Annotated in this window: 6 protein-coding genes; 1 reads left to right on the forward strand and 5 read right to left on the reverse strand. The window is 71.8% G+C overall.

Going from position 1 to position 6,483, the window contains the following annotated elements:
• Nucleotides 1-2: 2 nt before the first annotated feature.
• The 5 genes from AC156L_RS36580 to AC156L_RS36600 form a co-directional block, all read right to left on the reverse strand.
• A complete protein-coding gene (locus AC156L_RS36580) occupies nt 3-599 on the reverse strand; it encodes a TetR/AcrR family transcriptional regulator (RefSeq protein WP_330878085.1) in 597 nt (198 codons plus the stop codon).
• Nucleotides 596-2,476, reverse strand: a complete 1,881-nt coding sequence (locus tag AC156L_RS36585; RefSeq protein WP_330878086.1) for a YhgE/Pip domain-containing protein — start codon at nt 2,474-2,476, stop codon at nt 596-598. Before AC156L_RS36585 ends, AC156L_RS36580 begins: the two co-directional genes overlap by 4 nt.
• The gene (locus AC156L_RS36590; RefSeq protein ID WP_484407681.1) at nt 2,473-3,138 is read right to left on the reverse strand and encodes an ATP-binding cassette domain-containing protein; all 666 of its coding nucleotides are present in this window, start codon (nt 3,136-3,138) and stop codon (nt 2,473-2,475) included. The genes AC156L_RS36585 and AC156L_RS36590 overlap by 4 nt, the downstream gene beginning before the upstream one ends.
• A gap of 101 nt (nt 3,139-3,239) precedes the next feature.
• A complete protein-coding gene (locus AC156L_RS36595; protein WP_330878088.1) occupies nt 3,240-4,172 on the reverse strand; it encodes a GNAT family N-acetyltransferase in 933 nt (310 codons plus the stop codon).
• Between the two features lie 85 nt (nt 4,173-4,257).
• Nucleotides 4,258-5,088 (reverse strand): class I SAM-dependent methyltransferase, encoded by an 831-nt coding sequence (locus tag AC156L_RS36600; protein ID WP_330878089.1) that lies wholly within the window; start codon nt 5,086-5,088, stop codon nt 4,258-4,260.
• Nucleotides 5,089-5,278: 190 nt separating this feature from the next.
• Between AC156L_RS36600 and rpsA the strand changes: the two genes are divergently transcribed.
• The coding region (gene rpsA, locus AC156L_RS36605; protein ID WP_484407683.1) for a 30S ribosomal protein S1 at nt 5,279-6,483 on the forward strand (1,205 nt) is incomplete at its 3' end.

Genomic DNA, 6,483 nt, shown 5'->3' on the forward strand with positions numbered 1-6,483 from the left:
GGTCAGCCACGGGGGCCGAGGCCGCGCACCAGCAGCAGCACGGATTCGCGGACCTCGGCCAACGACCGCTCGGGCTGGAACACCTGCCAGTCGAGGGCGATCACGAGCAGCGTGCCGAACAGCGCCGCCGACGCCGTGCCCACCTGGACCCCCTCGGGGAGGCGGCCCGCGTCGTGCGCCCGCTGCATCTGCGCCTTCACGATGGACACGATGTCGTCGCGCAGCAGGCTGAGCGTGCCGTGCCACTGGCCCGGCGTCCGCCACAGCTCGCTGACGAGCAACTGGCCGAAGGCGGGGTACTCGGCGAAGAAGCCGAGCATCCCGTCCACCAGCGCGGCCAGCGCGTCCTCGGTGCCCTCCTGCTCCTGCGCCGGGCGCAACCGCGCGGCGAGCAGGTCGACGCCGTGCCGCAGCAGGGCGTCGACGAGGGCGTCCTTGCTGCCGAAGTTGTAGTAGACCGTGCCCTTCGCGACCCCGGCCTCGGCGGCGATCTCGTCCACCGTCACCGAGGCCGCGCCGCGCTCGCCGACGAGCTTCAGCGCCGCGTCGAACAGCTTCTGCTTGGTGACCCCGGTGCGACCGGGCCGGGGCGTGCTCACAGCACCAGTTCCGGCTTCAGCCGCGACGGCGTCCAGACCCGCTGCCGGTGCGCGGCGAACGTGGAGACCGCCAGCGCTCCGACGAGGTAGGCCACCAGCACCAGCGCGTCGTGGCCGACACCGCTCAGCTCGCCGCCGTACATGAGGTGGCGCAAGCCGTCCACCGCGTAGCCCATCGGCAAACCGTAGTGCAGCGGGTACAGCGGCTCCGGGATGGTCTGCCACGGGAACGTGCCGCCGGCGCTGACCAGCTGGAGGATCAGCAGCACGAGCCCGACGAACTTGCCGACCGCGCCCAGCAGCGCGTTGAGGGCGTGCAGGACCGCGACGAACGTCATCGACGTGAGGAACAGGAACGCCAGCGTGCCGACGGGGTCGCTGGGCCGGATGTCCACGACCAGCGCCACGACGGAGAACATGACGACCACCTGCGCGAGGCCGAGCAGCGCGCCGGGCAGCCAGCCGCCGACCGCGACCCGCACCGCCGACTGGCCCGAGGCCAGCGCCCGCCGCGACAGCGGTCGCAGCAGCAGGAACAGCACGAACGCGCCGATCCACGTGGCCAGCCCGAGGAAGAACGGGGCGAGGCCCGCGCCGTAGGTGCCCGCGGCGGTCTGGCTGACGCCGCGCACGTTCACCGGGTCGCCGATGGTCTTCGCGGTGGCGTCGCGGGTGGGGTCGTCCGGGTTCGGGATCTGGCCGACGCCCTCGTTGAGCCCGTCGCGCAGCTTCGTCGTGCCGTCGACGAGCTGCTGCTCGCCGTCGCGCAGCGCGGTGGCGCCGTCGCGGAGCCGCACGGCACCGGACGCGAGGATGCCCGCGCCGTCGTCCAGCCTGGTGATCGCGTCGGTCAGCGCGGGTGTCGAGGCCGCGAGCCGCGCGGCCCCGTCGGACACCTGCTCGGCGCCGTTGGCGAGCTGCCGGAGCTGGCCCGCCGCGCCCTGCACCTTGCCGTTGGCGTCGTCGACCGGCGCCTTGGCCTGACCGAGCGCCGTCAGCACCTTCTGCACGTCCTCCTCGGGCATCCCGCCCGCCCGCAGCTTCGCGGCGATGTCGCCGTTGACCTGGTCGAGACCCGTCACCAGCGCCTGCGCCTTCGCGGCGTAGTCCTCGGCGGTCGTCGCGGCGGTCGCGTTGCCGTCGGCCACCTGCTTGGCGCCGTTGGCGAGCTGCTGCGACTTGAGCGGCAGGTCCTTCGTCTGGGCCTGGAGCTGGTCCAGCCCGTTCGCCAAGGTCCCGGCGCCGTCCGCCAGCGGGGTCGCGCCGTCCACGAGCTGCTGCGTCCCGGTCAGCGCGGACTGCTGCGCGTCGGCGAGCCTGGTCGCGCCGTCGGCCGCCTCGACGGTCTTCTGCCGGATCGTCGAGAAGCCGAGCAGCAGCCGGTCCGCGGCCTCCTCGCCGATCTTGACCGACACCGACCGGCGGACCTCCGCGACGACCTGGTTCGCGATGGTGCTGCCGAGGTAGTTGTTCGCGTCGTTGGTGGTCAGCGTGATCACGCCCTGGCGCGGGGTGAAGTCGCCGGAGGACGAGAGGGCCTGCGAGAAGTCCTCGGGCAGGGTCAGCGCGAACGTGTAGGTGCCGTCGCGGACGCCCTTCTCGGCGTCGGCCTCGCCGACCTGGTGCCAGTCGAACCTGCCGCCCCTGACCAGCTCGTCGGCCACGTCGCGACCGGCGTGGACCTGGTCGGTGCCCCGGTCGGCCACGACGAGCGCGGCGGGCACGTTCTTCAGGTTCGAGTACGGGTCCTTGTTCGCGTACAGGTAGAGCGACGCGTACAGCAGCGGCACGAGCGCCAGCGCCAGCAGCGCGAGCTTGGGCAACGTGCCGGAGCTGACCCGGCGCAGTTCGTTGAGCGCCATCCGAATCGCGGTCACGCCGTCTTCTCCTGGGCTTCTTCCTCGTCGTCGACCTCGGGGGTGTTGTCCTCGCCGAGGCGCGCGGCGGTGACGTCCAGCAGCCGCGCCGAGCTGGTCGAGCAGAGCACCACGACCGAGCGCTCCGGGGTGACCAGCGCCCTGGCCAGGCCCAGCCACGTCTCCGGTGTGCCGTGGTAGCGGTCGGGGCTGTCGAGGACGAGCGCCCCGACGCCGGGCCGGGCGGCGGCCAGCTCCAGCAGCAGCGCGCACCGCAGGTCGGCGGGGACGTGCTCGAAGCGGCTGGTCGCGTGCTCCTCGGCGCCGTGCTCGACCAGCCAGTCCGCGACGGCCTTGCGGCCGCTGCGCTCGCCGATCATGGCCAGCTCCTCGCCGACGACGGTGCTCAGCTTGAGCGCGGCCTCGGGTTCGTTGACCTCGGGCGCGTCCACGAGCGCGACCCGTCCGCGCAGCTCGGAGGGGTTGTCGGTGCCGTCGAGCAGCACCGAGCCGGTGCTGGGCCGCAACCTGCCGGACAGGGCGAGGCCGAGCGCGGTGTGGCCCGCGCCGGGCTCGCCCGCGACGAGCACGAACTCGCCGGGGCCGACCCTCAGGGTGGTCGGCCGCAGCAGCGGGCCGTGCGCCCCCGTGACGCCGACGCGCTGGGCGTGGATCTCCACCATTACCTCCTTGAACTGACCGGTCAGTTCAAATAGTGGTCCGCGGGGGAGCGGCTCGCAACCGGAGGTGGTGTGACGTTCTCGGCAACCTCGCGAAACGGACGTCAGCGCAGCGCGAAGGCCGGGCGCACTTCCCACACGGTCCACAGTGGACGATAGCCCTGGCGCGGCCAGAACACCGAGGAGAGCGGGTTCGGCGGGTTGTAGTAGAGGTAGCTGCCGACCGTGCCGAGCCGTTGCAGCTCGCGGTGGGCGAACGCCATGAGCTGCTGGCCGATCCCGGTCCCGCGCGCACCCGGCAGCACGGACAGGCAGTTCACGTACCCCCAGCGGCCGTGCGGCAGCCTGGTCGACGTCCAGTTGCCCGGCTCCGACGACACGACCGCGCACTCCGCCAGCGCCACGGCGATCCCGTCCCGCTCGGCCAGCCACGCGGGCCCGCCCGACGCGAGCCGGTCGCTCAGCGTCCTGCGCTTGAGCGCGACCGCCTCCGGCCGGGCGACCGTCGAGCCGACCAGCGACGAGTAGTGCAGCTCCGCCAGCGCGAGCTGGAGCACGGCGTCCAGGTCCTTCGGCGTGGCCCTGCGGATCCGCAGCGTCGGCGGCGGACCCCCGTTCGGGTGACCCTGGTTGCGCCGGACCGCTATCACCGACAGCGGCACCATGCCGTGGTCGAGGAACGCCTTGGCCGACTCGGTGTCCCGGCTCGGCCACGTCACCACGCAGGACGAGTCCGGTCCGGCCCCGCCGACCCGCTCCACGGTCCGCCGCCACGCCCGCAGCAGCGCGTCCATCCCGCGCCCGCCCGACGCGCCGAGCAGCGGCGTCAGCTCCCACACCTCGGTCGCCGACCACAGGCGGTGCAGCGACGTCCGGTCGTACACCTGCCGCTGGAGCACGCCCGCCACGCGCGTGCCGTCCGGGAGGGCCGCGGTGAGCACGTCGCCGTCCGGCGGCTCCGGCACGGCGGGCAGCACCGGGTCGAGGGAGGCGAACCGCGCGGACTGCGCGTCCAGCAGCGCTCGACCGACCGTCATGGGGCCAGGTTACGACGTGGGGACCCCCGGACCGGGCGCCCCGCCGGTCCACCGGGACGACCGGGCCGCCGGGCGCGTCGAGCGGCTACCGCTTGCGGGTCAGGAAGATCGCCGTGCCGGGGAACAGCTTCCCGCGCAGCGGGCTCCACTGGCCCCACTCGCGGTCGTGCCCCGCGGGCCACTCGGGTTCGAGCAGGTCCACCAGCTCCAGGCCCGCGGCGGCGAGCTGCCGCACGTAGTCGCCCATCGTCCGGTGGTGCTCCACGTAGGTGGCCCTGCCCCGCTCGTCCACCTCGACGTACGGCGTCCGGTCGAAGTACGACTGCGTGACCGTGAGCCCGCCGGGGCCGGGGTCGTCCGGGAAGATCCACCTGATCGGGTGAGTCACGGCGAACACCCACGGCGCCCCCGGCCGCAGCACCCGCGACACCTCGCGCATCACCGTGCCGGAGTCCGCCACGAACGGCACCGCGCCGAACGCCGAGCAGGCCGCGTCGAACGACCCGTCCGCGAACGGCAGCTGGTCCGCCGACGCCTGGACCAGCGGTACGTCGATCCCGGTCTCGCGGTTGGCCGCGGCGGCGTGCCGCAGCATGCCCGCGGAGATGTCGAACGCGACCGCCCGCGCCCCCTGCGACGCGAGCCACCGGGCGCACGGCGCCGACCCGCAGCCGACCTCCAGCACCCGCTTGCCCGCCACGTCGCCGAGCAGCCGCGCGTCCTGCTCGCGGACCCCCTCCGGGCACCACACGAAGTCCGCCGCGCCGAGGAAGTCGCCGTGCTCGGCGTGGTAGTCGTCGGCGTCGGCGTCCCACCAGATCCGGTTGGCGGTGCGCGACTCGGCGGCGTCCACGGGCCTCTTGGCGATCCCGGTCGTGCCGAGGGTGAGTTCGGCACTGGCGTGCTGCGTGGACACACTGCTCCTAACGTGGGGGTACCGGTTTGCCCGCTGGTCGCGAAGCCGCGTACGATACCGCCTGCGTAGTGGGTTAGCTCTGCCCATGATCCAGTAGCACGAAAACTGGCCTGTGGGGGTCGGGTGTGCCCGCCGCGCGACGCACTTTGCAGGCCACCCAATCCCAATCCGTACCGGAGCCACCTACCTAATGTCCACCGACACCACCATTGTCCCGGTCGCCAAGGCGCCGAAGCAGGTCGCGATCAACGATATCGGTACGGAGGAGGACTTCCTCGCCGCTATCGACAAGACGATCAAGTACTTCAACGACGGCGACATCGTCGAGGGCACGATCGTCAAGGTCGACCGGGACGAGGTCCTGCTCGACATCGGCTACAAGACCGAGGGCGTCATCCCCTCGCGCGAGTTGTCGATCAAGCACGACGTTGACCCCAACGATGTTGTGAAGGTCGGCGACGAGGTCGAGGCCCTCGTTCTCCAGAAGGAGGACAAGGAAGGTCGGCTGATCCTCTCCAAGAAGCGCGCTCAGTACGAGCGGGCGTGGGGCACCATCGAGGCGCTCAAGGAGAAGGACGAGCCGGTCAAGGGCACCGTCATCGAGGTGGTCAAGGGTGGTCTGATCCTCGACATCGGCCTGCGCGGCTTCCTCCCCGCGTCGCTCGTCGAGATGCGCCGCGTGCGCGACCTCCAGCCCTACGTCGGCCGCGAGCTCGAAGCCAAGATCATCGAGCTGGACAAGAACCGCAACAACGTGGTCCTGTCCCGCCGCGCGTGGCTGGAGCAGACCCAGTCCGAGGTCCGCAGCGAGTTCCTCAACCAGCTCCAGAAGGGCCAGGTCCGCAAGGGCGTCGTGTCCTCGATCGTCAACTTCGGTGCCTTCGTGGACCTGGGTGGCGTGGACGGTCTGGTGCACGTCTCGGAGCTCTCCTGGAAGCACATCGACCACCCGTCCGAGGTCGTCGAGGTCGGCCAGGAGGTCGAGGTCGAGGTGCTCGACGTCGACCTGGACCGCGAGCGCGTCTCGCTGTCGCTGAAGGCGACCCAGGAAGACCCGTGGCGCCAGTTCGCCCGCACCCACGCGATCAACCAGATCGTGCCGGGCAAGGTCACCAAGCTGGTTCCGTTCGGTGCGTTCGTCCGGGTGGACGACGGCATCGAGGGCCTGGTGCACATCTCCGAGCTGGCCGAGCGGCACGTCGAGCTGCCCGAGCAGGTCGTGCAGGTGGGCTCCGACGTCCTGGTCAAGGTCATCGACATCGACCTGGAGCGCCGCCGGATCTCGCTCTCGCTCAAGCAGGCCAACGAGGCCTTCGTCGAGAACGAGGAGCAGTTCGACCCGACGCTGTACGGCATGGCCGCGCAGTACGACGACCAGGGCAACTACATCTACCC

This window comes from Umezawaea sp., assembly GCF_057122925.1.

Excerpts from the sequence above, each read along its gene's own strand:
- AC156L_RS36590 (WP_484407681.1), bottom strand. The coding sequence starts at position 3,138 with ATGGTGGAGATCCACGCCCAGCGCGTCGGCGTCACGGGGGCGCACGGC.
- AC156L_RS36595 (WP_330878088.1), bottom strand. The coding sequence starts at position 4,172 with ATGACGGTCGGTCGAGCGCTGCTGGACGCGCAGTCCGCGCGGTTCGCC.